Origin of the sequence: Nocardioides immobilis, from assembly GCF_003515065.1 — a bacterium.
Lineage (GTDB): Bacteria > Actinomycetota > Actinomycetes > Propionibacteriales > Nocardioidaceae > Nocardioides > Nocardioides immobilis.
Genome location: NZ_QXGH01000012.1, coordinates 71,494 through 96,705, shown reverse-complemented (window position 1 = coordinate 96,705; position 25,212 = coordinate 71,494). Strand labels below are relative to the sequence as shown.

The 25,212-nt window shown below is 72.3% G+C and carries 27 protein-coding genes; 11 read left to right on the top strand and 16 right to left on the bottom strand.

Annotated features, from left to right (window positions below):
* Positions 1–8: 8 nt before the first annotated feature.
* From D0Z08_RS07805 to D0Z08_RS32020, 5 genes are read right to left on the bottom strand one after another with little or no spacing between them, the layout of a single operon-like run.
* The gene (locus tag D0Z08_RS07805) at positions 9–209 is read right to left on the bottom strand and encodes a ferredoxin (protein ID WP_118924364.1); all 201 of its coding nucleotides are present in this window, start codon (positions 207–209) and stop codon (positions 9–11) included.
* A 1-nt stretch (position 210) separates the two neighbouring features.
* The gene (locus D0Z08_RS07800) at positions 211–1,428 is read right to left on the bottom strand and encodes an NADH-ubiquinone oxidoreductase-F iron-sulfur binding region domain-containing protein (RefSeq protein WP_182481219.1); all 1,218 of its coding nucleotides are present in this window, start codon (positions 1,426–1,428) and stop codon (positions 211–213) included.
* Positions 1,425–1,976: a ferric reductase-like transmembrane domain-containing protein gene (locus tag D0Z08_RS07795; RefSeq protein WP_118924360.1), complete on the bottom strand. Its 552-nt coding sequence runs from the start codon at positions 1,974–1,976 to the stop codon at positions 1,425–1,427. Before D0Z08_RS07795 ends, D0Z08_RS07800 begins: the two co-directional genes overlap by 4 nt.
* Positions 1,973–2,872 (bottom strand): FAD:protein FMN transferase, encoded by a 900-nt coding sequence (locus D0Z08_RS07790; protein ID WP_182481218.1) that lies wholly within the window; start codon positions 2,870–2,872, stop codon positions 1,973–1,975. Before D0Z08_RS07790 ends, D0Z08_RS07795 begins: the two co-directional genes overlap by 4 nt.
* A 10-nt stretch (positions 2,873–2,882) precedes the next feature.
* Complete coding sequence (locus tag D0Z08_RS32020) at positions 2,883–3,326, bottom strand: hypothetical protein (RefSeq protein WP_182481217.1); 444 nt, start codon at positions 3,324–3,326, stop codon at positions 2,883–2,885.
* A gap of 161 nt (positions 3,327–3,487) precedes the next feature.
* Between D0Z08_RS32020 and D0Z08_RS32015 the strand changes: the two genes are divergently transcribed.
* Complete coding sequence (locus tag D0Z08_RS32015) at positions 3,488–4,030, top strand: hypothetical protein (protein WP_182481216.1); 543 nt, start codon at positions 3,488–3,490, stop codon at positions 4,028–4,030.
* A 4-nt stretch (positions 4,031–4,034) separates the two neighbouring features.
* Here the strand turns inward: D0Z08_RS32015 and D0Z08_RS07780 are convergent, their stop codons facing one another.
* The 3 genes from D0Z08_RS07780 to D0Z08_RS07765 all read right to left on the bottom strand — a co-directional run bounded on the left by D0Z08_RS07780 (position 4,035) and on the right by D0Z08_RS07765 (position 7,124).
* Positions 4,035–5,315 carry a sensor histidine kinase gene (locus tag D0Z08_RS07780; RefSeq protein WP_118924357.1) on the bottom strand — a complete coding sequence of 427 codons (1,281 nt, stop codon included), beginning with the start codon at positions 5,313–5,315 and terminating at the stop codon, positions 4,035–4,037.
* Positions 5,312–6,007, bottom strand: a complete 696-nt coding sequence (locus tag D0Z08_RS07775) for a response regulator transcription factor (RefSeq protein WP_118924355.1) — start codon at positions 6,005–6,007, stop codon at positions 5,312–5,314. Before D0Z08_RS07775 ends, D0Z08_RS07780 begins: the two co-directional genes overlap by 4 nt.
* Positions 6,008–6,527: 520 nt before the next feature.
* Complete coding sequence (locus D0Z08_RS07765) at positions 6,528–7,124, bottom strand: group II truncated hemoglobin (RefSeq protein WP_220454098.1); 597 nt, start codon at positions 7,122–7,124, stop codon at positions 6,528–6,530.
* Between the two features lie 81 nt (positions 7,125–7,205).
* On the opposite strand from D0Z08_RS07765, the gene D0Z08_RS07760 reads away from it, so the two are divergent.
* From D0Z08_RS07760 to D0Z08_RS07750, 3 genes are read left to right on the top strand one after another with little or no spacing between them, the layout of a single operon-like run.
* Positions 7,206–8,720, top strand: coding sequence for an NAD(P)/FAD-dependent oxidoreductase (locus tag D0Z08_RS07760; RefSeq protein ID WP_118924351.1), 1,515 nt, complete (start codon positions 7,206–7,208; stop codon positions 8,718–8,720).
* The gene (locus D0Z08_RS07755; protein ID WP_118924349.1) at positions 8,717–9,835 is read left to right on the top strand and encodes a hypothetical protein; all 1,119 of its coding nucleotides are present in this window, start codon (positions 8,717–8,719) and stop codon (positions 9,833–9,835) included. Before D0Z08_RS07760 ends, D0Z08_RS07755 begins: the two co-directional genes overlap by 4 nt.
* Positions 9,836–9,839: 4 nt before the next feature.
* Positions 9,840–10,469 (top strand): TetR/AcrR family transcriptional regulator, encoded by a 630-nt coding sequence (locus D0Z08_RS07750; protein ID WP_118924347.1) that lies wholly within the window; start codon positions 9,840–9,842, stop codon positions 10,467–10,469.
* Here the strand turns inward: D0Z08_RS07750 and D0Z08_RS07745 are convergent.
* The 6 genes from D0Z08_RS07745 to paaA are packed head-to-tail and all read right to left on the bottom strand — an operon-like array spanning position 10,435 to position 14,964.
* On the bottom strand, positions 10,435–11,226 hold the full coding sequence (locus D0Z08_RS07745) for an enoyl-CoA hydratase/isomerase family protein (RefSeq protein ID WP_118924345.1): 792 nt from the start codon (positions 11,224–11,226) through the stop codon (positions 10,435–10,437). The two genes, D0Z08_RS07750 and D0Z08_RS07745, sit on opposite strands and share 35 nt — an antisense overlap.
* Positions 11,227–11,250: 24 nt before the next feature.
* Positions 11,251–12,336, bottom strand: coding sequence for a 1,2-phenylacetyl-CoA epoxidase subunit PaaE (gene paaE / locus D0Z08_RS07740; RefSeq protein ID WP_118924343.1), 1,086 nt, complete (start codon positions 12,334–12,336; stop codon positions 11,251–11,253).
* 1 nt (position 12,337) lies between these two features.
* Positions 12,338–12,859 carry a 1,2-phenylacetyl-CoA epoxidase subunit PaaD gene (gene paaD / locus D0Z08_RS07735; protein ID WP_118924341.1) on the bottom strand — a complete coding sequence of 174 codons (522 nt, stop codon included), beginning with the start codon at positions 12,857–12,859 and terminating at the stop codon, positions 12,338–12,340.
* Positions 12,859–13,713 carry a 1,2-phenylacetyl-CoA epoxidase subunit PaaC gene (gene paaC / locus D0Z08_RS07730; RefSeq protein WP_118924339.1) on the bottom strand — a complete coding sequence of 285 codons (855 nt, stop codon included), beginning with the start codon at positions 13,711–13,713 and terminating at the stop codon, positions 12,859–12,861. The genes paaD and paaC overlap by 1 nt, the downstream gene beginning before the upstream one ends.
* Before the next feature lie 10 nt (positions 13,714–13,723).
* Positions 13,724–14,020 carry a 1,2-phenylacetyl-CoA epoxidase subunit PaaB gene (gene paaB / locus D0Z08_RS07725; protein ID WP_118924337.1) on the bottom strand — a complete coding sequence of 99 codons (297 nt, stop codon included), beginning with the start codon at positions 14,018–14,020 and terminating at the stop codon, positions 13,724–13,726.
* Positions 14,017–14,964 (bottom strand): 1,2-phenylacetyl-CoA epoxidase subunit PaaA, encoded by a 948-nt coding sequence (paaA, locus tag D0Z08_RS07720; protein ID WP_118924335.1) that lies wholly within the window; start codon positions 14,962–14,964, stop codon positions 14,017–14,019. The genes paaB and paaA overlap by 4 nt, the downstream gene beginning before the upstream one ends.
* Positions 14,965–15,083: 119 nt before the next feature.
* On the opposite strand from paaA, the gene paaZ reads away from it, so the two are divergent.
* From paaZ to D0Z08_RS07705, 3 genes are all read left to right on the top strand, one after another.
* Entirely contained in the window at positions 15,084–17,141 is a 2,058-nt protein-coding gene (gene paaZ / locus D0Z08_RS07715) for a phenylacetic acid degradation bifunctional protein PaaZ (RefSeq protein ID WP_118924333.1), read from the top strand.
* Positions 17,134–17,760 carry a TetR/AcrR family transcriptional regulator gene (locus D0Z08_RS07710; RefSeq protein ID WP_118924331.1) on the top strand — a complete coding sequence of 209 codons (627 nt, stop codon included), beginning with the start codon at positions 17,134–17,136 and terminating at the stop codon, positions 17,758–17,760. Before paaZ ends, D0Z08_RS07710 begins: the two co-directional genes overlap by 8 nt.
* Positions 17,761–17,839: 79 nt before the next feature.
* Positions 17,840–18,685: a 3-hydroxybutyryl-CoA dehydrogenase gene (locus D0Z08_RS07705; protein ID WP_118924329.1), complete on the top strand. Its 846-nt coding sequence runs from the start codon at positions 17,840–17,842 to the stop codon at positions 18,683–18,685.
* 3 nt (positions 18,686–18,688) lie between these two features.
* On the opposite strand, the gene D0Z08_RS07700 is transcribed toward D0Z08_RS07705, so the two are convergent.
* Positions 18,689–19,060, bottom strand: a complete 372-nt coding sequence (locus D0Z08_RS07700) for an MmcQ/YjbR family DNA-binding protein (RefSeq protein WP_118924327.1) — start codon at positions 19,058–19,060, stop codon at positions 18,689–18,691.
* Between the two features lie 97 nt (positions 19,061–19,157).
* Between D0Z08_RS07700 and D0Z08_RS07695 the strand changes: the two genes are divergently transcribed.
* From D0Z08_RS07695 to D0Z08_RS07680, 4 genes are read left to right on the top strand one after another with little or no spacing between them, the layout of a single operon-like run.
* Positions 19,158–20,708, top strand: coding sequence for an ABC transporter substrate-binding protein (locus tag D0Z08_RS07695; protein ID WP_118924325.1), 1,551 nt, complete (start codon positions 19,158–19,160; stop codon positions 20,706–20,708).
* Entirely contained in the window at positions 20,696–21,676 is a 981-nt protein-coding gene (locus tag D0Z08_RS07690) for an ABC transporter permease (protein ID WP_220454097.1), read from the top strand. Before D0Z08_RS07695 ends, D0Z08_RS07690 begins: the two co-directional genes overlap by 13 nt.
* Complete coding sequence (locus D0Z08_RS07685; protein ID WP_118924323.1) at positions 21,673–22,509, top strand: ABC transporter permease; 837 nt, start codon at positions 21,673–21,675, stop codon at positions 22,507–22,509. Before D0Z08_RS07690 ends, D0Z08_RS07685 begins: the two co-directional genes overlap by 4 nt.
* Positions 22,506–23,963, top strand: coding sequence for an ABC transporter ATP-binding protein (locus tag D0Z08_RS07680; protein WP_118924321.1), 1,458 nt, complete (start codon positions 22,506–22,508; stop codon positions 23,961–23,963). The genes D0Z08_RS07685 and D0Z08_RS07680 overlap by 4 nt, the downstream gene beginning before the upstream one ends.
* On the opposite strand, the gene D0Z08_RS07675 is transcribed toward D0Z08_RS07680, so the two are convergent.
* Positions 23,918–25,189: an oxygenase MpaB family protein gene (locus D0Z08_RS07675; protein WP_118924319.1), complete on the bottom strand. Its 1,272-nt coding sequence runs from the start codon at positions 25,187–25,189 to the stop codon at positions 23,918–23,920. The genes D0Z08_RS07680 and D0Z08_RS07675 overlap by 46 nt on opposite strands.
* Between the last annotated feature and the right edge of the window lie 23 nt (positions 25,190–25,212).

The window sequence follows — 25,212 nt, the reverse complement described above, 5'->3', positions numbered from 1 at the left end:
TCGCGCGACTACTTGGGCCGGAGCCGCAGCGCCATCCTCGGGCACCCCCGGACCGCGGCTCGCGCCGCGGCCAGGAGCTCGGGCGTGATCTCGCTGCCGACGACCGGGTAGCCCCAGTCGTCGAGCTCGATCACCTCCGGCAGCAGCTCGAAGCAGAGGCCTCTCGCCTGGCAGGCCGGCCAGTCCACGCGCAGCTGGTGGTTCGCCATGTCAGCCACCGCCCCCGGCGCGGTAGCTGCAGCCGCCGCGGGCATGCCGGTCGACCTCGGCGGGGAACCGGGTGAGCGCCGAGCGCACCATCCGCGCCGTCCCGTCGGGATGGGCGCAGGCGCCGCGCCGCTCGACCATCCGGCACAGCCGCTCGGTCTCGCCCCGGCCGCCGATCCCGGTCGTGACCCGGTGCAGCGCTTCGGCCAGTGCGGGAAGCCCGTTGAAGCACGGCCCGCAGCGGCCCGCGCTCTCGTCGGCGAGGTAGGACGTGACGGACGCCGCGAACGTGAGCGGGCACCCGTCCGGCACGAGCACCACGCCCGCCCCGAGGGTCAGTCCGACGTCGGCGAGCCCGGTCCGGGACACCGTCAGGTCGCGCAGCTCGCCCGCGTCCGCCCAGGTGCCGTGGTAACCGCCGAGCAGCACCGGCCGGTCGACGTCGTCCGACGCCAGCACCGCCTCCCACTTCGTGCCGAACTCCGCCTCCACCACCCGGCAACCGAGATCGTCATGCACCGTCAGCAGCGCGGTGCCGGGCTCGCCCGGGGTGCCGTGCGCGAGGTACGCGTCGACCCCGTGCAGCACCAGCAGGGCCAGCTGGGCGAAGGTCTCGCCGTTCGAGAGCAGGGTCGGTCGGCCGCGGTGGCCGCGCACAGCCGCCGGTTGCCACGTCGTCACGGGCCGGTTCGGACGCCCGGCCATCAGCTCGATCACCGCCGCTGCCTGGCCCGCGACGAAGGCCTCGTCCGCACGGTGCATGTCGAATCTGATCCGCTCGTCCCTCCGCTCGCGCACGGCCGTCTCGATCGACGCCCGCACCTGCAGGTCGGCGCCCGGGACGACGAGGTGCACCTCCCGGCTGCCGAGCACCCGGGCCGCGGTGACCGCGCCGTCCAGCACCAGGTGCGGCGCCGTACGCGCGAGCGCAGCGTCCTTGGCGCTGGCCGGCTCCCCCTCGCTGAGGTTCACGACCACCGACGGCCGTCCCGAGGCCTCGGCGGCGGCCTCCAGCTTGCGGCCGAACGGGAAGCCCGCCCCGCCCCGGCCGCGAAGGCCGACCCGCTCCAGGTCGGCGAGCAGCGGCGTCAGCTGCGGTCGACCCGGCTCCCCGTGCCATCGGCGGTGGGCGGCGAGGGACGGACCGGAGTCGATGGCGGCGAGGACAGCAGGTCCGCGCTCCACGTCGACGCCGAGGGGACCGAGCACAGCGGCGGTCATACCCGTTCTCCTTCCAGCTCGGCCGCGGTCGGCGACAGCAACCGCAGCAGTACGGCGACCGCGACCACTCCTGCCGCGGCCGAGTAGCTGATGAGCGCCCATGTCTCGCCGCTGTCGCTGCCGATCATCAGGCCGTGCACGAGACCCAGCGCCCAGGCCAGGTAGGCGAGCTGGTGCACCCGCTGCCAGCACCGCAGCCCCAGCCGCCCCCGGACCGCGGTGGTGACCAGCACCGCCAGGATCAGGTCGGAGGCCAGGGTGCCGACCGCCAGCCACCAGGGCTCGTACGCCGCGCCGTACGGGACGAACGCGTGCCACCACCGGATGTCGACGAACTCGTCCAGCACCGCGGTGGCGATGTGCGCGACCAGCAGGATCGCGCCGAACAGGCTGAGGTTGCGGTGCAGCGAGCGGGAGACGAACGCCGGCAACAGCGACCCCGCGCGTCCGCGCGCTGCCAGCACTCCGAGCAGGACGGTCGCCGTCAGGACACCGAGCAGGACCATGCCGGTCCCACGGTTGAGGAACCACAGCATCGCGGTGCTCATGCCGCCACCTCCGGCGTCGGCCAGTCCCCGACCCGCTGGACCGAGCCGTCGGCCAGCACCAAGCGGGCGTGGACACCGCGTTCGGAGAGCCACGCCTCGGCCTCCGCGCCAAGCACCAGTGCTGCGGTCGACGCCACGTTCGCCCCGACCGCGGTCTCGCCGAGGGCCGTCGCGGTGCGGACCTCGCCCGCGACCGGCGCCCCGGTCCGCGGGTCGATGAGGTGGTGCGCCCATCCGTCCTCGGTGCGCCAGCGGCGGGCCAGGATCGTCGAGGTCGCCATCCCACCGTGCCGCAGAACGACCGTCGTTCCGGTCGCGCTCCGCTCGGTCTCGCTGACCCGGATCGGCCATGACTCGTCGGCCGGCGAGACGACGCGCACGTCCCCGCCGAGGCTGACCAGCACTCCGCAGCCGAGCTCGGCCGTCACGGTTTCCGCGACCAGGTCGGCGGCCCACGCCTTCGCGGTCGCCCCGAGGTCGAGCAGGCAGTCGGGCGGCAGCCACAGCGCGTCGTCGGCCAACCGGATCTCCCGCCAGTCCTCAGGTGGTGCCGCGATGTCGGGTACGGCGAGCGCGGGGCGCTTCACCAGCAGCTCGAGATCGACGTCGTACCCCCAGCTGATCAACGCGCGCCCGGCGCACGGATCGACCAGCCCGTCGGTGATCCGGGCGGCGTCCACCGCGACCCGGGTGGCCTCCACCAGCAGCGGGTCGACCGCCACCCAGCGGCCCGGCGCGGCATTGGCCCGGGAGAGGTCGGAGTCGTCGCGGAACCGGCTGCACGTCCGGTCCACGTCGTCCAGCAGCCGACGGGTCAGCGACTCGGCCTGGCGCAGCAGCCGCTCGTCGGTCACGCACAGCTGGACGTAGGTGCTCCACACCCGCCACGTGCTCACGCCGTACACCTCAGGACCCCGACGACTGCGAGGACGGCGGCTCCGGTGCCGGCTGCGGCGCCGGCCCACCGGAGCCCGAGCTGCTCCCTCCACCCGAACCGCCGCTCGACCCGCCGCTCGAACCGCCCGACGTGCCACCGCTCGAGCTGGTGCTCGTGCTGGTGCTGGACGCCGGGGCCGTGACCTCGCCACCGCCGACGGTCACCCTGACCACGCGGGTCACGACCTTGGTCCGCACCGGTCGCTCCACCAGCTTGACCCGTGGTCGCCGCTGCTTCGTCGATCCCTGCTTCGCCTGCTGGCCGCTCGCGCCCGCCTCGAACTTCTGCGCGGTCTGTGCCTCGGCCAGTCCGGTCGCCGCACCGGTCGCGCCGGCCACGGCGCACGTGGCCATCCCGGTCACCGCAGCGATCGCGAACCGGTAGCGGTCGCGGCGCTTCGCGTCGTACGTCATCTCGCTCCTCCTCCGACGGCAATGACGACGATGCTCGGACCCGCGACCGTAGGACGGCATCAGCCCTTCGTTAAGAACAGGTCATGGGCGACGGCGCTCCTTGATACAGCCTTGATGCTCTCGCGATGTGCCCCTATCGCTGACCCGGCGACGCTGCGGGCATGAAGCTCTCGACACTGGCCGTCACGGCCGTCAGCGCGGCAGCCGCCGTCACGACCGGCGTCGCCTCCTACGAGGCGTTCGCCCCCGGCGAGGCACCTGCCGCCACCGCACCCGCGCCCCGGAAGCCGTCGGGGCCCGTCACGGCGTTCGCCGACTGCCCCAAGGACACCGTCCTGCGGGGGAAGTTCTGCATCCGCACCGAGGAACGCACCGTCACCGAGTACGTCGCCGCGCCCCCCGCTGTGACGCAGCAGGTCGCCGCCGCTCCCAGCGGGCCAACGGGGGATCGGGATCCCGCCGGGGGCGGGGAGGGTGGCGACGATCGGGACGACGACGCGCACGACGATCACGACGACGGCGATCACGACGACGACCACGACGACGACCACGACGATCGGGACGACGACGACCACGACGACGACCACGACGACGATCGGGACGACGACGACCACGACGACGACCACGACGACGATCGGGACGACGACCACGACGACGACGATCGGGACGACGACGATCGGGACGACGACGAGGACGACGACTAAGCGCTCAGGCAGTCGCGTGCTGTGCCACGGGGAGCCGCAAGGTCACGGTCGTCCCCGCACCCGAGGCGATGTCGATCGTGCCCCCGATCGCGGCGACCGTGCGCCGCGCGATCTGCAGGCCGAGCCCGGTGGACCCGGGGCGCTGGCCGGCCTCGGCCGGAGGACGGATCCCGGGACCGGTGTCGGCCACCGCGATCAGCACCTGGCCGTCGAGAGCATCCACCGAGACCGTGATCGCGGCGGACTCCGGGGTGTGGGCGAACACGTTGTCGACGAGGACGTCCAGCACGTCGGTGAGGTCGGCCGCATCGACCGCCACCGGCGCCGGGCCCTCCGTCAGCCGCAGGTCCACCGGCCTGCCCTGGTCCTCGGCGAGCGCGGACCAGAACGCCATCCGGTCGGCGACGACGGCACGGGCGTCGCACCCGGCCCGGAGCGTGTGCCGCACCGGTCGACGTGCGTCGCGGACGATGGCGTCCACGGTGCGCTGCAGGTTCGCGACGTGCTCCTGGAGGCGGCCGCCGACCTCCGGGTCCGCCACCGCCTCGGCGTCCAGGCGCAGCGCGGTCACCGGCGTGCGGAGCCGGTGCGAGAGGTCGCCGACCGCCGCGCGCTCGGCGACCAGCAGCTCGTTGATCCGGTCGGCCAGCTGGTTGAACGCATCGGCGAGCTCGACCGTCTCCGGTGGCCCGCTCGGCACCGCGCGGACATCGAGCTCCCCGTCGCGCAGCTGCAGGGCGACGTCGGCGAGCTCGGTCACCGGCGTGGAGATGCGGCGGGAGAACCGGTCGGCGATCACGATCGCAGCGACGATCAGCGCCAGGCCCAGCAGGCCGATCGCGATCCAGGCCCGCGCGACCCCGGAGGACAGCTGGTCGTCACCGACGCGGGCCCGGACGACGTACGTGCCGTCCGCCGTCACCACCGGCGTCAGGATCGTGACGCCGTCGTCGTCGGTGGTCGTGAACGCCTCGCCGTCGGCCGCACGGAGCACGTCGCCGTCGGTCGCCAGGTCGGCCACCTCGTCCCCCAGGACGTCGCCCCGAGGCGTCACCACGCTGGTCGTGGCGAAGGTGCTCGCCGTGGCGGTGCGGACGACGTCGGCCAGGCCGGGGTCGCCGTGCAGCCCGGAGACGATGAGGGCCACGTCGTCGGCATCGTCCTGCGCGCTGCTGACCGCCCGTTCGTGCGCCAGCGTCTGGACCAGCAGGAACAGCGGGATCACGAACCCGAGGATCACCGCTGATGTCGTCGCGGCGACCAGCCAGCCGATCCGCCGCCTCATCCGGCTCGACTCTCGGGCGGTTCCGCGAGCCGGACGCCCACCCCCCGCACCGTGTGCAGGTAGCGCGGGTCCGCCGCCGTCTCACCGAGCTTGCGCCGCAGCCAGGAAAGGTGGACGTCGAGCGTGCGGTCGGCTCCGCCGTACGGCTGCTGCCACACCTCGGAGAGGAGCTCCCGCTTCGTCACCACCTCGCCCGCCCGCGAGGCCAACGCGAGCAGCAGGTCGAACTCGCGCCGCGCCAGCTCCAGCTCCTTGCCGGCGAGCGTGGCCGTCCGAGCGCGGGCGTCGACCACCAGCTCGCCGATCTCGATCGGTCCGCCCCCGGTCGCCGCGGCCGAGCGCCGCAGCACCGCTCGGATCCGCGCAGCCACCTGGTCGATGCCGAACGGCTTGACCACGTAGTCGTCGGCACCGGCGTCGAGGGTGTCGACGATCGACTGGTCGTCGTCCTGCGCGGTGACCACGACGACCGGTACGTCGGAGACCGCTCGGATCATCGCGAGCAGCTTGCGCCCGTCGATGTCGGGGAGCCCGAGATCGAGGACCAGCACGTCCGGGCGGTCCTTGACGACCAGCTCGAGGACCGGGAGGCCGGCCGGGTACGACGTCACGGCGTGGCCGCGCTCGGTCAGCCCGCTGATCAGTCCGCGGCGGATCCCAGGGTCGTCCTCGACCACGACGACTCTCGCCATGGCTCGAAGGTACGGGAACCCACCCGCGCACACGAGGAGACGGGAGAATGGGCGGGATGAAGAAATGGTGGATCGCCGCGCCGCTCGCCTGGGCGGGTGTGGTCGCAGTGGTGGCGCTCCTCGCGTGGTGGGTCATCGACGGCGCCGGCGAGGGCGTCCTGGCGGACCCTGCCCGCGACGCTGTGACGCCCGGCACGACCACGTCGGGACCCTCCGCCAGCGAGAGCGACCGACCCTCGCGGTCCCCCAGGTCCCCGACCGATCGCACCGACGGGCCGGACGACGGGCCGGACGACGGGCCGGGCGACGGGCCGGGCGACGGGCCGGATGACGGGGCGGTGTCATCGGTGGCGCCTCCCACCTCGACGGCACCCCCGCCCACGACGCCGCCGTCGACCGAGGGCTCCGAGCAGTCGGCCCCGGTCCGTCGGACCAGCACCTGGCAGGGCGAGGAAGGACTGCTCCGGGTCTCGTGCCTCGGGCCGGACCTGCGGCTCGAGGGGGCGACTCCCCAGGACGGCTACGAGATCGACAAGAACGAGCGACGGAGCGGCACCGAGCTCGAGGTGCGGTTCCGGTCGGTGGACGGCGACCGGCGGGTGGAGATCGAGGTGGCGTGCGTCGGAGGTGTCCCCGACTTCAGGGTCGAGCGGGACTGACCCGGCTCAGCCGACCAGGCCGTCACGGCCCCAGCGCGGCGTCGGGCCGGGTCACCGAGGTCGGTGCCGGGCGCGTCCTGCGAGACCTCCTGGGCGATGGCCGTTCCCCAGCCGAAGTAGGCCATCAGCGTCGGTCGGAGGTCGCTGTCCGGAAGCACGTCGTCGATCGCGGCACCCATCAGCTCGAGCCAGCGCGTCCGGTGCTCGTCACGGATGCCGAGACCGAGGTGGCTGTTGAGCAGCGACTGGTGACCGCCGAGGCGCGCGGTGAAGTCGGCCGGACCCCCGAACACCTCGCCCAGCCACACCGCGACGTGCTCGACGTGACGCTGGTCGAACCCGGCGAACACCGGCGCGAGCAGCTCGTCGGCGAGCACCCGCTCGTAGAAGGCGGCGCTGAGCCGCTGGAGGACGGGCAGCCCGCCGAGATCGTCGTACAGGGAGGCATCCACGGTCACGGCGCCAGCATGACACCTGTTGACAACCGGGCTCGTCATTCATACATTCATCCACACTTTGTATGAATGAATGGAGATCGCATGAGCCTGGGCAGGACGGCCGTCGTACTCGGCGGGAGCATGGCGGGACTGTGTGCCGCCGGCGCGCTCGCGCCACACTTCGACGAGGTGCTGGTCCTCGAGCGCGACGAGCTGCCGGCCGATGCCGAGCACCGGCGCGGCGTACCGCAGAGCAAGCACCCGCACTTCCTGCTCAACTCGGGTCGCCGGGCGATCGATGCGCTGTTCCCGGGCTTCGAGGAGGACCTGATCGCGGCCGGCGGCCTGCACCTGATGCCGTCGATGGACGCTGCCTACCTCGAGGGCACCGGCTGGGCCTCGCGCAAGCAGTCGTCGATGACGATGGTCTACAGCTCACGGATCCTGATCGAGCGGGTGCTGCGCGACAAGGTGCGCGAGGTGAGCAACGTCGTCATCCGCGAGGGCGTTTCGGTGCGCGGGATCGAGACGGCCGACGGCGGCACCGCCCGGGGCCGGGTCACCGGTGTTGCGTTCTCGACGGCAGCGGGCGGCGACGAGCGGATCGACGCCGATCTCGTCGTCGATGCGATGGGCAGGGGCTCCTCGGTCTCCGACTGGCTGGTGGCCGCCGGCTGGCCCGAGACCCCGGTGCAGACGCTCGACGCCAAGGTCACCTACACCTCGCGGTGGTACGACCTACCGGCTCCCGAGGACCGCCCCGCGTCGTGGTGGTGGCAGCACCTGGTGATCATGCCGACGCAGGACAAGGGCGACCACGCGCCCGAGCACGAGTTCCTGGTCAACTTCTTCCCCATCGAGGGCGGCCGGACGATCGCCTGCATGGGCTCGTGGGGCATCGACATGCCGCGCACGACCGAGGACTTCGTCGCCTCGGCCGAACGGGTCAGGGCGCCGTTGTTCGCAGCTGCGATGGCCGAGTGTCAGCCGGCATCGGACGTCCACCTGACCCGCTCGACCGGCAACAAGTGGCGGCGCTACGACCGGCTTCCCGACGTACCTCTGGGCATCGTCTTCATCGGCGACGCGATCTGCGCGTTCAACCCGTTCTACGCCCAGGGCATCAGCTCCGCCGCGGGCTCGGCGCTGATCCTCAGGGCACACCTCCAGGCGGCCGCCGACGCCGACCAGCGGCTGGACCACCGGTTCTTCCGGCGGTTCCTGGCCGAGCAGCGCACGGGGCTCAAGGTGCCGTGGGGCATGGCGATGGCGCGCGACCGCGGCTACGAGTGCGCCACCGGCACGGAGACCCTGCCTTCATGGCAGCGCAAGATCCTCGCCTCGATGACCTGGCCGGCGTTCAACCTGATCACCGGCGCGGCCCGCGAGGACGCGGTGGTGGACGAGCACTTCGCACGCGTCTTCAACCTCGACGAGTCGCTGGGCGACATGATGAGGAACCCGCGGGTGCTGGCCGGGCTCCTCCGCTTCAAGGTCAACGCGCTGCTCGGCCGCACCAAGGTGCCGTTCGGGTTCGACGCGCGGCAGGACCCGCCGGGCACCGACTGGACCCCGGGGGCCGTGGACCGCCCGACCGAGCTGGCCGCCGTCCGATGAGCGCGACCTGCGAGGAGGCCGCGGAACAGGTCACCCGCAACCTCGGGTTCGACTGCCACGACGTGAGTCCGGTCGTGTCGGTGCGCAACCCGTTCGACCTGGCCAACGGCACGATGCCGGTGCTCGAGCTGGTCATCATCGCGGGCGCGGTGTGGGCACTGGTGCACGCCGTACGACGGCTGCGCGCGGGCGATCCGGTCAACCTCGCGATCTGGTGCGCGTCGCTGATCTACCTGTTCGTCACCGAGCCGCCGCTCTACTTCCCCGAGTGGTTCGGCCTGGACGAGCAGTACGGCTTCATCTTCGCCCACAACGTCTTCACGGTGCAGTTCATGTGGGACCGGCTGCCGCTCTACATCGTCGCGATCTACCCGGCGCTGAGCCAGCTCGTCTACGAGGTGGTCCGGGTGCTGGGGGTGTTCCGGCACCGCGGTGCGCTGGTGGGCTCGATCCTGGTGGCCTTCGTCTGCCAGGTCTTCTACGAGATCTTCGACCAGCTCGGCCCCCAGCTGAAGTGGTGGGGGTGGAACGACGCCAACGTCGAGGTCAACCATCCCGCGCTGGCCTCGGTGCCGATGAACAGCATGCTGCTCTTCGCGTCGGTGTCCTTCGGCGTGATGACCTACCTCGCCGTCAAGCTGACGGGGTCCGAGGCCCCCGGCGGCGGCCCGCGGCGCGGGTGGTCGCTCACGTGGCGGATCGCGTTGGCCGGCGTCCTGACCCCGCCGTCGATGGCCCTGTTCGGCATCCCGTCGGCCGTGTTCGGCGGCGAGACACCCGACATCACTGCGCAGGCCTGGGTCCTCGGGATCGAGCTCGCGCTGGTGTGGGTGGCCGGTCTCTGGATCCTGGTCAGCCACGTCCGGCGGCGCGACACGGAAGGGCCCGAACCGATGACGCCGTTCGCCCGCGTCTACCCCGTCGTCTACCTTGTCGCGATGGCGCTCCTCTGGCTGGTTGCCCTGCCCGACTTCCTCGACGCCGACAACGGCATCACCAGCGACGGCACTCCGGTGGGCAGCGGTTGGTACACCCTCGCCTGCTTCGCCGGGGCGGCGGCGGTCCTCGCCGTGCTCCACACCGCGCGTCGTCGTACCCCGGTCGAGGTGGGCTGAGCGGATGGGCCATCACGGCTGGCAGGGCAACCCACCGCGGACCGAGGCCGAGGCGCGCGAGCGGATCGTCGCCGCCGCGGCCACCTGCCTCGAGAAGTTCGGGCCCGCGAAGACGACGCTGTCCGACGTGGCGAGCGAGCTCGGCGTGACCCGGCAGACGGTCTACCGCTACTACGCCAACCTCGCCGAGCTCTTCGCTGCCGTCGCGCAAACCGGGCTCGACGACTTCGTCGACCGGATGGAGCAGCACCTGGCCGCCTGCACGACGCCGGCCGAGGCCGCGATCGAGTCGGTGGTCTTCGCCGTCCAGGCGATCCCGCAGGAGCGGCACATCGGAGCCCTGTTCCAGGCCGGGGAGACCGAGGTCTTCAGCCGGGACACGACCTCGTCGATGGCGGTCGCGCTGGGCGCGGGCATCCTGCGCCGGATCCCCGTGGACTGGTCCGAGATCGGGGTCGAGGACGACGAGCTCGAGGGCCTCGCCGAGGTCCTGATGCGGTTGTTCGTGTCGTTCCTGCAGTACCCGGCGGATCCGCCTCGGTCCGAGGAGGAGCTCCGGGCGCTCGTACGTCGTTGGCTCGGCCCGGCGCTGCGGGCGGCTACTCCCCCGCGAACGTCGGCCGCTCGCGATTGAGGAAGGCCGTGACTGCGCCGCTGTGGTCCTGGGTCATGCCGCACCGGGCCTGGGCGACCGCCTCCTCGCCGAGGGTGTCGGTCAGCGAGCGGTCGAGCCCGACGGCCAGCAGCCGCTTGGACTCGGCGTAGGCGAGGGTGGGGCCGGCAGCGAGGCGGGAGGCGGTCTTGGTTGCCGCCGCGAGGACCTCCTCGGCCGGCACGATCTCGCCGGCGATCCCCCAGTCGACGGCCTCCTCGGGGGTGAAGTTGCGGCCGAGCAGCACCAGCTCCCGGGCCCGGGCGTCGCCGACCGCGCGCGGCAGGGTCGAGGCCAGGCCGGAGTCGCAGGTGAGGCCGATCGCCGAGAACGCCGTACCGAGCGTGGCGCCGCCCGCGAAGACCCGCAGGTCGCAGGCCAGCGCGAAGCCCAGCCCGGCGCCGACGCAGGTGCCGTTGACGGCGGCGATCACCGGCTTGGGCATGGTCGCCAGCGCGGTGACGATCGGCGAGTAGTGCTGGGGCACGGTGTCGAACGCGGTCGACGGGTCGGCCTCCAGAGCGGCGGCATGCTCGCCCAGGTCCTGGCCGACGCAGAAGGCGGAGCCCGCCCCGGTGAGCACGACGGCCCGCACCTCGGTGTCGTCGGCGACCTCCTCCAGTGCCGCGACCAGGGCCTCCTTGAGCTCACCGGTCAGTGCGTTGCGTCGGTCGGGCCGGTTGAGGGTGACGGTCGCGACCGCGTCGGCGCGGTCCACGAGCACGGGCTGGTCGGTCATGGGGGCTCCTTCGGGGGTGGATGGTCAAGCGTCGTAGTCGACGGTGACCGCGGGACTCACGGGGAACGACTGGCAGGTGAGGACGAAGTCGCGAGCGACCTCGTCGGGTTCGAGCGCGTAGTTGCGGACCATGTCCACCTCGCCGGCGCAGACCTTGGCGCGACAGGTGCCGCACACGCCGCCCTTGCAGGCGAACGGCAGGTCGCTGCGGATCGCCTGGGCGGAGTCGAGGATCGTGGTGTCGCGCGGCATCGGCGTCGTCGTCGTACGGCCGTCGACGACGACGGTGACGTCGCTCGTCACGCCGTCGACGACCCGGTCGGCGTGGCGGAGCTGGGGCGGCGGCTCATCGACGTAGAAGAGCTCGAAGTGCACCTTCTCCCCGGGCACGCCGAGCTCCTCGAGCACCGCCCGCGCCTCGGACAGCATCGCCACCGGGCCGCAGATCCAGACGTGGTCGAGCTCCGCCACCGGGACCAGCAGGGTGACCAGCTGGCGCAGCCGGTCGCCGTCGAGGCGGCCGGAGAACAGCTCGACGTCCCGCGGCTCCCGGGACAGCACGTGGACCAGGTCGAGCCGTTGGTGGTGGGCGTCCTTGAGGTCCGCCAGCTCCTCGGAGAACATGACCGACGTCGTGGTGCGGTTGCCGTAGAGCAGCGTCACGTTCGCAGCAGGGTTCGCCAGCACCGAGGTGGCGATGGACAGCATCGGGGTGATGCCCGAGCCGGCCGCGATGCAGAGGTGGCGGCCACCCGCGGCCGGGTCGGCGCGGAAGCTCCCGGTCGGTGGCTGAACCTCCACCCGGTCGCCGGGTCGCACCTGGCGCACCAGCCACGAGGAGAAGAGGCCGCCCGGGATCTCGCGGATGCCGATCCGCGGCGGGCTGCCGACCGGCGAGCAGATCGAGTAGGTCCGCCGGTGCTCGACGCCGTCGATCGTCCGGCGCAGGGTCAACGACTGGCCGGCCTCGAACGCGAAGAGGCCCTGCAGCTCGACCGGGACGTCGAAGGTGACAGCGACAGCGTCGTCGGTCAGCCGCTGGACGTCGGCGACGGTGAGCTCGTGGAACGTCGTCCGCGACGCGGGCTCCCGAGCGAGGGTCGCGGTCACGTCAGATCTCCTTCAAGTGGTCGAAGGGCTCGAGGCAGTCCCGGCAGCGGTACATCGCCTTGCAAGCGGTCGAGCCGAACTCCGAGGTCAGCGCGACGTCGTCCGCCCCGCAACGCGGGCACCGGACGGCACGGCGGGTCGGGGACAGGCTGAGCGCGACCGGGCCCTCGCGCCGCGGAGCGGGCCCCGGAGGGGAGATGCCGGCCTCCGCCAGCGCCGCCCGACCCTCCGGGGTGATCCAGTCCGTGGTCCAGGCGGGCTCCAGCGCGACCCGGACCCGGGCTTCGGCGAACCCGGCGGCCTGCAGCCGGTGGAGCAGGTCGTCCCGCATGGTCGCCATCGCCGGGCAGCCGGAGTAGGTCGGCGTGATCGCCACGACCACTCCGCCGTCCTCGTCCAGGGCGACCTCACGCAGCACGCCGAGGTCGTGCAGCGTGAGCATCGGCAGCTCCGGGTCCGTGACGGTCGCCGCCACCGCCCGGGCGCGCTCGACTCTCCGCTGGTCGAGGACGGCTGGGACCATCACCAGACCCCCATCGGGTGCTGGCGGGCCACGACCTGCATCTCGGCGAGCAGCCGGCTCAGGTGCTCGGTGTGCCGGCCGCCGGTCGAGATCGGGCGTACGTCGGGCGCGGCGATGCCGCTCGTGGCCAGCACCTGCTCGAGCACCAGCTCGGCCTCGTCGTCCTCCCCGAGCTCGTGGCGGTAGGCCCAGGTCCGGGCCAGCCCGGCCTCCAGACGCCGTCGCGACTCGTCGGAGCCGCGGGCCAGCGTGAGGAACCAGCGGCCGGCGAAGTCACGGTGGTAGGTCAGCTCCTTGACGCCCTTGGCCGCGACCGCCCGGAGCACGGCATCGGGATGCGACGTGAGCCGCTGGAACAGCGAGAGCCGGTAGGTCGCGAACACCAGGATCCGGCCGACGGTCTCGGCGAAGTCCCCGTTGGGCAGCTCGACCAGGCACGCGTTCCGGAACTCGCGGTCATCGCGGAAGAACGCCAACGCGTCCTCCGGCGGCACCGGCGACCCCTCGGGCAGGGCGGGCACCAACGACGGGTCGGCGGCTGCCGCCCTGGCCAGGAGCAGGCGGGCCTGGCCGAGCAGGTCGAGCGCGACGTTGGCCAGCGCGATGTCCTCCTCCAGGTCAGGTGCGCGGCTGCACCACTCGGAGAGCCGCTGGGACAGGATCAGCGCGTCGTCACCGAGCCGGAGGCAGTACGTCGCCAGCTCGTGGGCGTCGATCCCCTCGGGGACCGTCGTGTCGACGCCGGCCAACGGGTCCTCGAAGTCGGTCCCGAACGCCCAGTGCGCGTCGTTGACGAGCAGACCGGCGTACGCCGAGTCGTGCTCGTCGGCTTCATGGGTGTGGATCTCAGGCATGTCTGCGTCTTCACATGTGGGGGACGTTGTCGGGGATCTCGTAGAACGTCGGGTGCCGGTAGACCTTGTCGCCACTCGGCGCGAACAGCGGGTCCTTCTCGTCCGGGCTGGAGGCGGTGATCGCGTCGGAGCGCACCACCCAGATGCTCACGCCCTCGTTGCGGCGGGTGTAGACGTCACGGGCGTGACGCACCGCCATCGCGTCGTCGGGCGCGTGCAGCGAGCCGACGTGGACGTGGTTGAGGCCGCGCTTGCCGCGCACGAACACCTCGTAGAGGGGCCACTCGCCCCGGACCTCGTCGCTCATGCCGTCGCCACCTTCTGCTTCTCGGCGAACGCCATCGCGGCCTCGCGGACCCAAGCGCCGTCGTCGCACGCCTGCTTGCGGTGGGCGATCCGTTGGGCGTTGCACGGACCGTTGCCCTTGACGACGTCCCAGAACTCGTCCCAATCGGGCTGGCCGAAGTCGTGGGCCTGCCGCTCCTCGTTCCACTTCAGGTCCGGGTCGGGGAAGGTGACGCCGAGCGCCTTCGCCTGGGGCACGGACATGTCGACGAAGCGCTGGCGCAGCTCGTCGTTGGTGTGCGTCTTGATGCCCCACGCCATGGACTGCTCGGTGTTGGGCGACGCGTCGTCCGGCGGACCGAACATCATCAGCGCCGGCCACCAGAACCGGTTCACCGACTCCTGCACCATCGCGCGCTGCTCGTCGGTGCCGCGCATCATCGTCATCAGCAGCTCGAAGCCCTGTCGCTGGTGGAAGGACTCCTCCTTGCAGATCCGGATCATCGCCCGGCCGTAGGGGCCGAACGACGTACGACAGAGCGGGACCTGGTTGCAGATCGCGGCGCCGTCGACGAGCCAGCCGATGGTGCCGACGTCGGCGTACGACAGCGCCGGGTAGTTGAAGATCGAGGAGTACTTCTGCCTCCCCGAGATCAGCATCTCGGTCAGCTCGTCCCGGGAGACGCCGAGCGTCTCGGTCGCGGAGTAGAGGTAGAGCCCGTGCCCAGCCTCGTCCTGCACCTTGGCCAGCAGGATCGCCTTGCGTCGCAAGGACGGCGCGCGACCGATCCACTGGCCCTCCGGCTGCATGCCGATGATCTCCGAGTGCGCGTGCTGGGCGACCTGGCGCACGACGGTCTTCCGGTAGGCGTCGGGCATCCAGTCGCGCGGCTCGATGCGGTCCTTGCGGCGGACGGTCGCGTCGAACTGCGCAGCGAGCTCGGGCTCAGCGACAGCCGATGACATCGGTACCTCCGGAGGTGACAGGAATCTATTTACTGACCGATCGTTCTGTATTACTGTGACACAGGTCTCCCGGGTCGCGCAACGGCCCGCCCCGAAACCCCATCGGAAGGAAGCGCACCGTGAGCGCACTGCTCGAGAGCTACGTCGCCGGCCACTGGTTCCGCGCGGAGGACGAGGGCGAAGCGGTCCTCGACGCGACCACCGGGGAGGAGGTCGCGCGGATCTCGAGTCGCGGCGTCGACCTGCGCGCGATGGTCGAGCATGCCCGTACGACGGGCGGTCCCGCCGTACGTCGGATGACGTTCCATGAGCGCGCCGGACTGCTGAAGGCGCTCGCCAAGCACCTCGGGCAGCTCAAGGACGAGTTCTACGCCCTCTCCCTGCGCACCGGCGCCACCCAGCGCGACTCGATGATCGACATCGACGGCGGCATCGGCACCGTGTTCTCCTACGCCAGCAAGGGCACCCGCGAGCTGCCCAACGACACGATCGTGCTGGACGGAGCGGTCGAGGGCCTCGGCCGCGGCGGGACGTTCGTCGGCCAGCACGTCTACACGTCGCGGCCCGGCGTCGCCGTACAGATCAACGCCTTCAACTTCCCGGTCTGGGGCATGCTCGAGAAGTTGGCGCCGGCGTTCCTCGCCGGCCTGCCGAGCATCGTGAAGCCGGCCAGCCAGACGGCGTACCTCACCGAGGCCGTGGTCCGACGGATCATCGAGTCGGAGATCCTCCCGGAGGGCAGCCTCCAGCTCCTGTGCGGGAGCGCGGGCACCCTGCTCGACGAGCTCGGCGAGCAGGACTCGGTCGCCTTCACCGGCTCGGCCCACACCGCCGAGATCCTGCGCAACCACCCATCGGTCCTCCACCGTGGGGTCCGCCTCGGCGTCGAGGCCGACTCGCTCAACTGCTCCATCCTGGGACCCGACGTCACGACGGACGCGCCGGAGTTCGACCTCTTCGTCAAGGGCGTCGTCGCCGAGATGACGGTCAAGGCCGGCCAGAAGTGCACCGCGATCCGGCGGGCGATCGTGCCCGAGGCGATGGCCGACCCGGTGATCGAGGCGATCAGCGCGCGGTTGGCCAAGGTCGTGGTCGGCAACCCGGCCGACGAGTCGGTGCGGATGGGCGCCCTCGCGAGCGTCGGCCAGCGCGAGGAGGTGCGCAAGGCGATCGAGGCCCTCCGCAACAGCGCCGACATCGTGTACGGCGACCCGGAGCGGGTCGACGTCGTCGGCGCTGACGCCGAGCGGGGTGCCTTCATCTCCCCCGTGCTGCTGCGCGCGCACCCGGGCGCGTCCGAGCCGCACGACGTGGAGCCGTTCGGACCGGTCAGCACGGTCCTGACCTATGCCTCCACCGACGAGGCGATCGCGCTCGCCGCGCGGGGCAAGGGCAGCCTGGTCGCCTCCGTGGTCACCCACGACCCCGAGGTCGCCCGCACCGTCACCCTCGGGCTCGCTCCGTGGCACGGCCGGATCCTGGTCCTCGACCGTCACGACGCCGCCGAGGCTGCGACGGCCGGCGGCCACGGCAGCCCGCTGCCCGTGCTCGTCCACGGCGGTCCCGGACGCGCCGGTGGCGGCGAGGAGCTCGGCGGCATCCGCGGCGTGCTGCACCACCTGCAGCGCACCGCCGTCCAGGCCTCCCCCGACATGCTCACCGCGATCACCGGACGCTGGACGACCGGCTCCCAGCGGTCGGTCGACGACGTGCACCCGTTCCGCAAGAGCCTCCGCGACCTGCGGATCGGCGACAGCATCGTGTCCGAGCCGCGCCCGGTGACCCTGGCCGACATCGACCGGTTCGCCGAGCTCACCGGTGACACGTTCTACGCCCACACCGATCCGGAGGCAGCCGCGGCCAACCCGCTCTTCGGCGGGATCGTCGCCCACGGCTACCTGGTCGTCTCGCTGGCCGCCGGCCTGTTCGTCGACCCCGACCCGGGGCCGGTGCTCGCCAACTTCGGCGTCGACAACCTCCGGTTCCTGACGCCGGTGAAGGCCGACGACACGATCCGGGTGACGCTCACCGTCAAGCAGATCACGCCCCGGTCGTCGGCCGACTACGGCGAGGTCCGGTGGGACGCGGTCGTCACCAACCAGGACGACGCGCCGGTGGCGACGTACGACGTGCTCACCCTGGTCGCGAAGACCTGGGACGATCAGGGGCATGCCTGACGTCGATGCCGCACCCGCCGTGACGGCCACCCGACGCCCCCGCGGGCGTCCGGGCTACGACCAGGACACGGTCCTGCGGCGGGCGATCGACCTGTTCAACCGGCAGGGCTACGACGCGACGTCCATCAACGACCTCGCCGTCGACCTGGGGGTCACGAAGTCCGCGATCTACCACCACTTCGACAGCAAGGAAGCGATCCTCGCGGCCGCTCTCGACGAGGCCCTCGACGGACTGGACGCCGCCGTCGCTGCCGCCGCGGACGCGACCCGTGACGAGCGCGCGTACGACCGGCTGCGGGCCACCGTCGAGGGTGCCGTGCACATCCTGGTCGCCCACCTGCCGGCCGTGACCCTGTTGCTGCGGGTGCGCGGCAACAGCCCGCTGGAGCAGTCGGCGCTCGAGCGCCGGCGCCGCATCGACGAGCAGCTCGCCACGGTGGTCAAGCAGGCCGTCGACGAGGGCGACCTGCGTGGCGACATCGACCCGGAGGTCATCAGCCGCCTCGTCTTCGGCATGGTCAACTCGCTGGTGGACTGGTACCACCCGGACGGCTCCATCCCGCCGGAGGCGCTCGCCGCCGGCGTGGCGGGCGTGCTGTTCCAGGGGCTGCACCGATGACCACGCCGGCGAGTTTGTTGACCCACCAGTAGCCAATAGCGTGGCCGGGCGGGGGCAGATCGCGGACAGAGGAGCAGACATGTTGGAGCGGATCGGCGTCGTGGGCGGCGGCCTGATGGGGTCGGGCATCGCGGAGGTGTGTGCCCGCGCGGGGTGCGACGTACTCATCGTCGAGTCGGACGCGCCCGCTGCGGACGCGGCCCGGGCGCGCATCGAGAAGTCGGTACGGCGCGCGGCCGAGCGCGGCAAGATCCTCCACCCCGACGACGTGCTGGCGAAGGTCCGGGTCGGCACCGACCTCGACGAGCTCGCCGACCGTGAGCTCATCGTCGAGGCGATCGTCGAGAACGAGGACGCCAAGGTCGACCTCTACACGAAGCTCGACAAGATCGCCCAGCCGGACGCGATCCTCGCCTCCAACACCTCTTCCATCCCGATCATGAAGCTCGCCGTGGTCACCCAGCGGCCGCAGCAGGTGCTCGGCATCCACTTCTTCAACCCGGTCCCGGTGCTCAAGCTGGTCGAGCTGGTCCCGAGCCTGATGACGTCGGAGGAGACCACCACCCGGTCCCGCGCGTTCGTCGAGCAGCAGCTCGGCAAGCAGGCGATCCTCTGCCAGGACCGCGCGGGCTTCGTCGTCAACGCGCTGCTGATCCCGTTCATCCTGTCGGCGATCCGGATGATGGAGTCCGGCTTCGCCACGGCCGAGGACATCGACCACGGCCTGGTGCTCGGCGCCGCCCACCCGCAGGGGCCGCTGGCGCTGGCCGACCTGATCGGCCTCGACACGACGAAGGCGGTCGCCGAGTCGTTGTACGACGAGTTCAAGGAGCCGCTCTACGCTCCCCCGCCGCTCCTCCTGCGGATGGTCAGCGCCGGACTGCTCGGCCGGAAGGCCGGCCGGGGCTTCTACACCTACGAGTGACGCTCAGGCCCCCGGCCGCTCGACCAGCTCGGCGAGCCGCTGGGGCGCCTGCAGGCAGAACGAGTCGGTCAGCAGCTCGGCCAGCTCGTCCCAGTCGGTGTCCTCGTCGAGGAGCAGGCCGACGACGTTGCCGCCCCACTCGCTCTTGAAGTACGGCGCGCCCAGGTGCTGGAACGCGAGCACCTCGTCGGGCTCGGCGCGGAACGTGATCCGGAACAGCTGGTCCTCACCACCGAAGACGTGCGCGACGGTCGCCTGACCGACCCGCCAGCGGACGCCGGTCCACGCCGACTCCTCGTAGCACTCCGGGAAGACCTCCAGCACGGCACGCAGCCGCTCGACCCAGGCGAGCGGGACGTCGGGGCGTTCGGGCACACCCGAAATCTGCCACAACCCGCAGACAGTCGTCGCTGACTTGTCATTTGAGAACGATTCTCATTATCGTCCAGTCTCCCACCACGAGAGGCTGATTATGCAGAGGTACCGGCGCACGAGCGCAGCAGTCACGGTCGCGTTGGTCCTGGGGCTCGCCCCGGGGTGCAGCGCCAGCCGGGCGGATGACCACAGCAGCGACACGCTGCGGGTCGTCGGCCCGTTCGAGATCCACAGCCTGGAGCCGACCGCGACCAGCGGCTTCTTCACCCGGCTGGAGGTCGCCGAGACCCTGGTGACGGCCGACCTCGAGGGGGAGCTCGCTCCGGGGCTGGCGTCCGAGTGGTCGTCCGCGCGCGGCGGGCGAACGTGGACCTTCGAGCTCGTCCCCGGCGTGACCTTCCACGACGGCACCCCGCTCACGCCCGAGGCAGCCGCCCACGCGCTCGACACCGTGCGCAACGACGAGGCCAGCCCGCTCGCGGAGGCGCCGATCGAGGAGATCACGGCGACGGACTCGGGGCTGCGGTTCGACCTCAGCGAGCGCTACCTCACGCTGCCGGCGGTGCTCACCCACTACAGCACGATGATCCTGGCGCCCGCCGCGTACGACGACGACGGCCGGGTCGCGGAGATGGTCGGGACCGGCCCCTACCGCATCGACCACATCGAGCTGCCCGCCTCCGTCGAGGTGACGCGGTTCGACGACTGGCGCGGCACCGCACCGGCGATCGAGCACATCAGCTTCCAGACCGTGACCCGACCGGAGGCGCGCGCGCTGATGGCGGCCGGTGACCAGGCGGACGTGGTGTTCCACCTCGAGCCGGCCGGCCGCCAGCAGGTCGAGGCGGCGGACGGCGTCGAGCTGGTCTCGACGCTCCAGCCACGGACCATCCTGCTCAAGGTCAACAGCGACCACCCCGTGCTCGGGGAGCTGGCCGTCCGGCGTGCGCTGAGCATGGCGCTCGACCGCGAGGCCATGGCCGAGGCCGTGCTGCGCGAGCCCGGGCTCGCCGCGACCCAGCTCCTCCCGCCGTCGCTCACCGCGTGGAACCAGCCCGATCTCGCGCCGCTGGAGCACGACGCCGACGCCGCCCGCGAGCTCCTGGAGGACGCCGGCTGGACGCCGGGATCCGACGGCATCCTGGAGAAGGACGGCGAGCCGCTGCGGCTGAGCCTCGTCACCTACCCCGACCGGCCCGAGCTGCCCACGTTGGCGACGGCGATCCAGGCCTCTGCCCAGGAGGTCGGCATCGACATCGAGGTCGACGTGACCAACTCGACGGAGATCCCCGTGCGGCACGCCGACGACACCCTGGAGCTCGCGCTGATCGCCCGCCACTTCGCGCTCGTGTCCGACCCGCTGGTCACGATCGCCGACACCTTCGCAGCCGAGGGATCCGACTGGGGCGTGCACAACTGGTCCGACCCAGCCATGACCGCTGCCATCGACGGGCTGCTCGCCGGACCGTCGGAGACCCGGGCCGCCGAGCTGCGCCGTACGGTCGCGACGATCGCCCAGGAGCAGCTGCCGCTGGTGCCGGTCGCGTGGTACCGGATGAACGCTGCCGTCGCCGACGGCGTCGACGGGTTCGTGATGGACCCGCTCGAGACGTCCTGGCACCTCTCGGAGGTCCGGTGGGCGTCCTGAGCTCGTCGGCCGGACCCGCGCGCATCGCGCGGGTCCTGGCGGGCCGCGCGTCGCAGGCCGTTGGCGTCGCCGTACTCGTCTCCGGGTTGTGCTTCCTCGTGGTCCAGCGGCTGCCCGGCGACGTCGCCTACCGCATCGCCGCCGGGCGCTACGGCTACGACCTGGTCGACGAGGAAGCGGCGGCCGGCGTCCGCGAGGAGCTCGGCCTCGACCGGCCCGCCTGGCAGCAGCTCCTGAGCTGGCTCGGCGACCTGGGCAGCCTCGACCTCGGCCGTTCGCTGGTGACCCACCAGCCGGTCCTCTCCGAGGTGGGCTACTACCTCACCGGAACCCTGCAGCTCGCCGGCGCGGCACTGGTCCTCGCCATCGTGATCGGCTGCACGCTCGGCACTGCCGCTGCCCTGCGGCCGGGCAGCGCCGTGGACCGGCTCACCGATCTCTGGGTGGCCCTGGTGCGTGCGCTGCCGGCGTTCCTCCTCGGACTCGTCCTCGTCGTCGTGCTGTCGGTGCACCTGAAGCTGCTGCCCGCCGCGGGGCACGGCGGGGCCGGTGCCATCGTCCTGCCGGCGCTGACGCTGGCACTCGGCCTGTCCGGCCTGTTCGCCCGCGTCGCGAGGGACGCCGTCGTCGCGACCCGGCAGTCGGAGCACGTGCGGTTCGCCCGCACCAAGGGGCTGTCCGAACGACTGGTCCTGCTCCGCCACGTGGCACGCAACGCTGCGGCGGTGCTCGTTCCGTACGTCGGAGTGCAGGCGGTAGTGCTCGTCGAGGGCGTCGTCGTCGTGGAGGCGCTCTTCTCCTGGCAGGGCCTCGGCCATGCCCTCGTGCACGCCGTGTTCTGGCGCGACATCCCCGTGCTGCAGGCCACCGCGCTCGTGCTCGCGCTGCTCGTCGTCGCCGTCAACACCCTGGTCGACCTCGCGGGGCTGTGGCTCGATCCTCGACCGCGACAGGGGTCCAGGCCATGACCACGCTCACCGAGCCAGTGCTCGAGACGACGCAGCCGGGCCGGCGACAGCGCGCGTCGACGGCCGCGCGCCGCGCCAGTGCCGTGCTCCTCGGAGGTCTCGTGCTCTTCGCCGCCGTGGGGCCGTTGCTGCTCGCCGACCCGGCTGCGCAGGCCCTCGACCGGTACCTCGAAGCGCCGAGCCTCACGGAGCCGCTCGGCCGCGACGAGTACGGGCGGAGTGTCCTGGCGCGACTCGCACATGCGACCCGGCTGTCCCTCGTGCTCGCCGGGCTCTGCGTTGCCACCGCGCTCGTCGTCGGCACCGCGGCCGGGATCCTCGCCGCCTGGCGCGGCTCCTGGATCGACACCGTCCTCCGCTCGGTGTCCGAGGTGTTCGTGGCGATGCCCGCCCTGCTCGTCGTGCTCCTGGTCGCCGCCACGGCCGACGGCGGGGTCTGGGCGCTGTACGTCGGCATCGCGCTCGCGCAGTGGGTGGAGTACTTCCGGATGGTGCGAGCGCGCGCCGCGATCGTGCTCGGTTCCCCGGCCGTCGAGGCCGCCCGGCTCCTCGACCTGGGCTGGTGGCACGTCGTACGTCGCCATCTCTGGCCCGACCTCCGGCCACTGCTGACGACGCTGGCGTCGCTCGGGATGGTCACCTCGATCCTGGCGATGTCGACCCTCGGCTTCGTCAAGGTCGGGCTCAAGCCGCCGCGGGCCGAGCTCGGCCTGATGGTGACCGAGTCCTTCCCCTACTACGACGTGGCGCCCTGGCTGTCGCTCGCACCGGTCGCCGTGCTGTTCCTGCTGACCGTGTGCTTCCTCGGCCTGCGCCGGACGGAGACCGCATGAACGCGACCGCCCTGACCATCGACCGCGTCCGGGTCCGGCACCACGGCGCACTGCTCGTCGACGTCGCCGACATCGCCGTCGCGGCGGGGCGCCCGCTGACGATCATCGGCGAGAGCGGCTCGGGCAAGTCCCTCCTGGCCCACGCGGTCATGGGCACGACGCCGGCCGAGCTCGAGGTCACCGGCGCGCTCCGGCTCGGCGCGCGCAGCTTCGACCTCGGCGACCGGCGGGGTCGCCGGCCGATGTGGGGTCGCGAGCTTGCCCTCCTCCCGCAGGAGCCCGCAACGGCGCTGGATCCGACGATGCGCGTGCGCAGCCAGGTCGCCGAGGGCGTGCCGGGATTCGGGTGGCGCAGCAGGGGTGCCGGCGAGCGCGCCGATGCCGCTCTCGGGCACCTGGGCCTGTCCGGGGCGGGACGTGCCTACCCGCACCAGCTGTCCGGCGGCATGGCCCAGCGGGTGGCGTTCGCCGCGACCACCGTGGGTGGAGCACGGGTGCTCATCGTCGACGAGCCGACGAAGGGCCTCGACCCGGTCGCGCTCGAGCAGCTCGCCGACCTGCTCGCCGAGCACTGCGCGGGCGGCGGCGCGCTGCTCACCATCACCCACGACCTGCGCCTGGCCCGCCGGCTCGGCGGCGACGTACTCGTGATGCGCGACGCGAGCGTCGTCGAGCGTGGCGCCGTCGCCGACGTACTGAACGCACCGGCGCACGACTACACCCGGCGACTGGTCGGCGCCGAGCCGAGCCGCTGGCAGCTGCCATGGATGCGGGTCTCGGCGCCGGAGCCGGAGGGGCGGCCGCTGGTGACGGCGGCCGGCCTGAGCAAGGCGTACGGCGACCAGGCGCTGTTCGAGGACCTCTCGCTGACCATCCGGGCAGGTGAGCGATGGGCGGTGAGCGGCCCGAGCGGCGTCGGCAAGACGACCCTGGGCAACGTCCTCCTGGGGCTCGTCCGTCCCGACGGCGGTGTCGTCGAGCACGCCCCCGCGCTACGGCACGGCCGGATCCAGAAGCTCTACCAGGACCCCGCCGCGTCGTTCCCGCCGCGAGTGCGCCTGGGCGTCGCCGTCGCAGACGTCCTCGCCCGGCACCAGGTCCCGGCCGAGCGGCTGCGCTCGCTGCTCGCGGCGGTCGGGTTGCCCGAGGGTCTCCTCGAGCGCCTCCCGAGCCAGGTGTCGGGCGGCGAGCTCCAGCGGCTGGCGATCGTCCGCGCGATGCTGCCGGCGCCGGCGCTCGTCGTCGCGGACGAGGCGACCTCGCGGCTGGACCTGGTCACCCAGGAGACCACCACCGACTGCCTGATGACCGAGCTCGCCGACCGGGACTGTGCGTTGCTCTGGGTCACGCACGATCGCGACCTGGCGGGCGCGGTCGCCGACCAGCTGCTCGACCTCGGGGCCTGGGCTCAGGGGCGCAGCTCTCCGACGGCCTGCTGCTCGTCGACGAAGTAGCTGTCGAGCAGGCGCTGACTGACCCGGTCGCCCCACACCAGCAGCCGGCGCCGGCCCCACGCCGTACGGCCGAGGATGCGGTAGCGGAGCACGTTGAGGGGGACGAGGTAGAGGTGCGCCCACGGCGGCCGCAGGGGCAGCCCGAGGTCGCGCATGCTGCTGGGACCGAGGAACGTCGTGAGCATGCTGAGCAGCCGCTCCTGCTCGTAGCGGCCACGCACGCCCTGGAGCCAGGCCGGCCAGCCCGGGTAGCGACGCCGGCGCTGGGCCTCGACGATCGCCTGCGCCAGCTGCGGCCCGGCCTCGGAGACGTCGGCCTGGGCGAGCAGCACGTGGTAGGCCTGCCGGTGCCGCTCCCACTCGTCGTCGACGAGGAAGTCGTCGTCGACGCCCATCAGCCAGCCGACGTACTTCCACAGGTGCATGAGCGCCCGCGACTCGCGCCGGCTGACCCGCACCCCCAGCCCACGGGAGCCGATGACCAGGATCCCGTCGAACAGCATCAGCGTGGACGCCTGGTCGGCCTGGTTGATCGGCAGGCCCCAGCGCGCGACGTCCCAGGCCGGCTCGAACGCCGCGTTGACGAGCGCGTGCATCGCCCGGACGTGGACGGTCAGCCGCCACGCCTCGCCTCCCTGCCGCCCTTCTCCCCCATGACCGGGCGGCCGCAGCGAGCCGGGGCGGGTCAGCTCGACGACCCACTTCTGGGTCTCCCCGAGCCGGCGCCGGGTGCTGTCGCCGACCAGGCCACCGGTCGCGACGAGGAGGTCCGGAGGACCGCCGAAGCGGTAGCCGCCGATCAGCGAGAGCTGGGTGAGGACGTCGGCCGCGTTCTGGCCGAGCCGCCGCGAGACCCGGGCGCCCTCGTCAAGGAGGTCCCAGTCGACCCAGTCCGGCACCTGCTCGACCTCGGCGAGCAGCGCGGCGAGCGCCGGCGGCGCATCCGGTACGGCGGCACTCCCGCCCGCGAGCGCCGTACGGAGCTGCTCCATCGACACCCGCCCGGGCTGACCTGCTCGCATCCGGATCGCATCCGCGAGCGCCGCGCCGAGCTCGTCACGCTCGCCGAACGCGCGCCCGATCCGGTCCATCAGCACCTCGTCGAGCCCCTTGACCCTCCCCATCACCCGCAGCGGCACGCCCAGCCGGACGCCGCGCGCCTCGGCCTCGCGGAACCGTTGCGGATAGCTGCCCAGCGGGAGCGACTCGTCATGCAGTGCGACCATGCTCCATGGTGACGCGAGCGATC